General features: G+C 57.3%; 2 protein-coding genes and 2 pseudogenes. All 4 read left to right on the top strand.

All coding sequences use genetic code 11. The features are described 5' to 3' along the window. A pseudogene (locus PROAA_RS07390) lies at nt 1–175 on the top strand (ammonium transporter); the annotation flags it as partial. A 353-nt stretch (nt 176–528) separates the two neighbouring features. Beyond that, nucleotides 529–1113: a Pvc16 family protein gene (locus PROAA_RS07385; protein ID WP_186410728.1), complete on the top strand. Its 585-nt coding sequence runs from the start codon at nt 529–531 to the stop codon at nt 1111–1113. Continuing rightward, the gene (locus tag PROAA_RS07380; protein WP_186410727.1) at nt 1110–2111 is read left to right on the top strand and encodes a hypothetical protein; all 1002 of its coding nucleotides are present in this window, start codon (nt 1110–1112) and stop codon (nt 2109–2111) included. Before PROAA_RS07385 ends, PROAA_RS07380 begins: the two co-directional genes overlap by 4 nt. A 10-nt stretch (nt 2112–2121) precedes the next feature. Next, nucleotides 2122–2578, top strand: a pseudogene (locus PROAA_RS07375) (phage tail protein); the annotation flags it as partial.

Genomic DNA, 2578 nt, shown 5'->3' with positions numbered 1-2578 from the left:
CGCCCAGGTAATCAACCAGTTGTGGGGCGTGGGTACGACAGTCGTGTGGTCCGGCCTGGTTTCGTTGGTCGCCTTCAAGGTGGTCGACATGTTCATCGGTCTGCGTGTGCCGGAAGAAGAAGAGCGCGAAGGTCTGGACATCACTTCGCATGGCGAGTCGGCTTACCACATCTGATATCTTTTCGCAGACAACCTCCTTTGGGCGCCCTTGTGGCGCCCTTTTTTATGTGGCTTCTGCAACCAAATCCAACTCGGACCATCAAGAAAAACTGGTGAATCGATGGTCGGCACGACGAGCAGTCTTTCAAACCGCTCAGCATTGCGTGATCAAATCGCTTCGGGTAGCATCGCCCGAAAATGTATTCGAGTATGGCCTCCGGGAACTCCGATCCAACCATGCTGTCAGGTAATGAGTTCAACACGCGGCGGCGCTTCACTTTGCACACCAACCAGGTACACAGCCAAGGGCTGCAAGTGACTCGACAATGAACGAGAACGCCATTCGGATCAGGACGAACTGGAGCAGCGATGCTGGACATTGCGATCAAGTTTCTTGCTGACGAAGTCAATACCCACCTGAAAAAGCGCGCCTTGTCGGCGAGCGGACTCGGCGAGGTTGTCACCGGACAGATTGTCGATGACGCGGGCAAGTGGGCGACTGCGGCCGACAACATCGGCCTGACACTGGTCAATATCGAAGAAGACCGCATCATGCGTGAGCATCTGCCTGAGTATGCGTATGTGAATGGCAGCCATGTGGTACTGCAACCCGAAATCAAGCTGAACCTCAGCGTGCTCTTTCACACACGCCCTTCGAAGGCCGACAAGTACGAGCAGTCCCTGCGGTTTCTGTCGAACCTGATAACTTTCTTCCAGGCACATCCGGTGTTCACACCGGAGGAATACCCCGGACTTGACCCCCGCATCAACAAGCTGATCGTCGAGATGCTTGCGCTCTCTACCGAGCAGCTCAACCAGATGTGGGCCTATCTGGGCAGCAAGTACCTGCCCTCGGTAGCCTACCGGGTGCGCATGGTGCTGCTGCAGGATGTCGAACCGCAAAGCATCGGCAAGCCGATTACGATCATCGAAACGGCGTTGCACAACAAATGAATATCAGCTTCGCCCCGCTCGCGAAAGTTTCACCGGTGCATGGCTACTACAGCCAGGCATGCAGTGATATCGAATTCATGCCCAGTCGGAGTACCCACGAATTGTTGCGCGGCGGCCGCATGCTGGCACGCATGCTCAATGGCGAACTGCACTTGCTGTATGAGGCCGAGAGTCCCGGCGTGCCGCTCAGTAGCCTGGCCGGGCAGACACTGCATTTTGGCCTGCGCCTGGCCAACCCGGTCTTCAGCAACATCACCATGCCGGTGATCACCGATACCACACTGACACCACTGTATGCAAATGCCACACTGCCAGCAACGCTCGATGCACCGCAGGGGGTGGAGCTTACTGCCGGCCTTTACGGCCTGGCACCAAAACTTGCGTCGCGCCCGGTCACCCTGCGCCTGCTCGACGCACATGCCAACATCCTGGAAACACGACAGCTTGCCGAAGCCGCAACGAGTTACGACACGCGCGGCCTGGCACCGGGCGAGTACCGGATCGAGGAAGATTACGGCCCGGGGCTACTGCATACGCGCAAGCTGTTCGTCGACGCGAGTCTTCGCGATACAGGCGTATGGGGTCTGCTGGCATTGCGCATCGATGCCGCCTTCTATACGAATGCGGCGAACTTCACATTGAATTTTGCCGTGCGCAAGGAAACCTTGCGCTATTACGTGGTTGCCCGCAACTGGCAGCCCGACGAGTTCAATCAACTGAACATCGTTGACGAGGGGTTTTCCGCCGAGGGGCGGGACGAGATCACATTCACCCGTCTTGTCGCGCCGTTCCCGGACGGCTTCATCAAGGATTCGCTGCTCGGGGACAGCAGCGTACAAATTGCCGTATTCCAGTCCCAAACCGAAGTTGCGCGGAAAGAGCGCGGTCTGAGGAAATTGCACCTCAGCCGCAACTCTACCGTCCTGATCGAGTACTTGCCGCTGCCGGGCCCCGAACGGGCGAAGGCAGATTTCATCGTTCACCTGTCCAAACCCTAGAGGCCCAACCATGCCAACTTATCGAACTCCGGATGTCTACGTCGAAGAAATCTCCGTTTTTCCGCCCTCGGTTGCCGAGGTTGAGACGGCCATTCCCGCTTTTGTCGGCTACACCGAATTTGCCCGACGCATTGTCGGCGGCGACTTGGTGAATGTGCCTACGCGCCTCAAATCGCTGCTTGAGTACGAAGCCTTGTTTGGCAAGGGACCGCAAATCGTGGTGACCAAGGTGGTCCTCGACGATACCAACAACTTCGTACGCGCCGACATAAGTTCCAATTTCTACCTGTACGACAGCCTTCGTTTGTTTTTCGACAACGGCGGCGGCGATTGCTACGTTGTATCCGTCGGTGCCGACAATTACCAAACCGCCCCGGACCACACCAAACTGAAGGCCGGTGTCGAGGCGCTCAAGAAATATGACGAGCCGACCATCCTGCTGTTCCCCGACGCGGCTTCGCTGTCGG

It is taken from the genome of Candidatus Propionivibrio aalborgensis (assembly GCF_900089945.1).
GTDB lineage: Bacteria > Pseudomonadota > Gammaproteobacteria > Burkholderiales > Rhodocyclaceae > Propionivibrio > Propionivibrio aalborgensis.
Note: the sequence above shows the minus strand (reverse complement) of the source record. Positions and strands in the feature narration are given on the sequence as shown.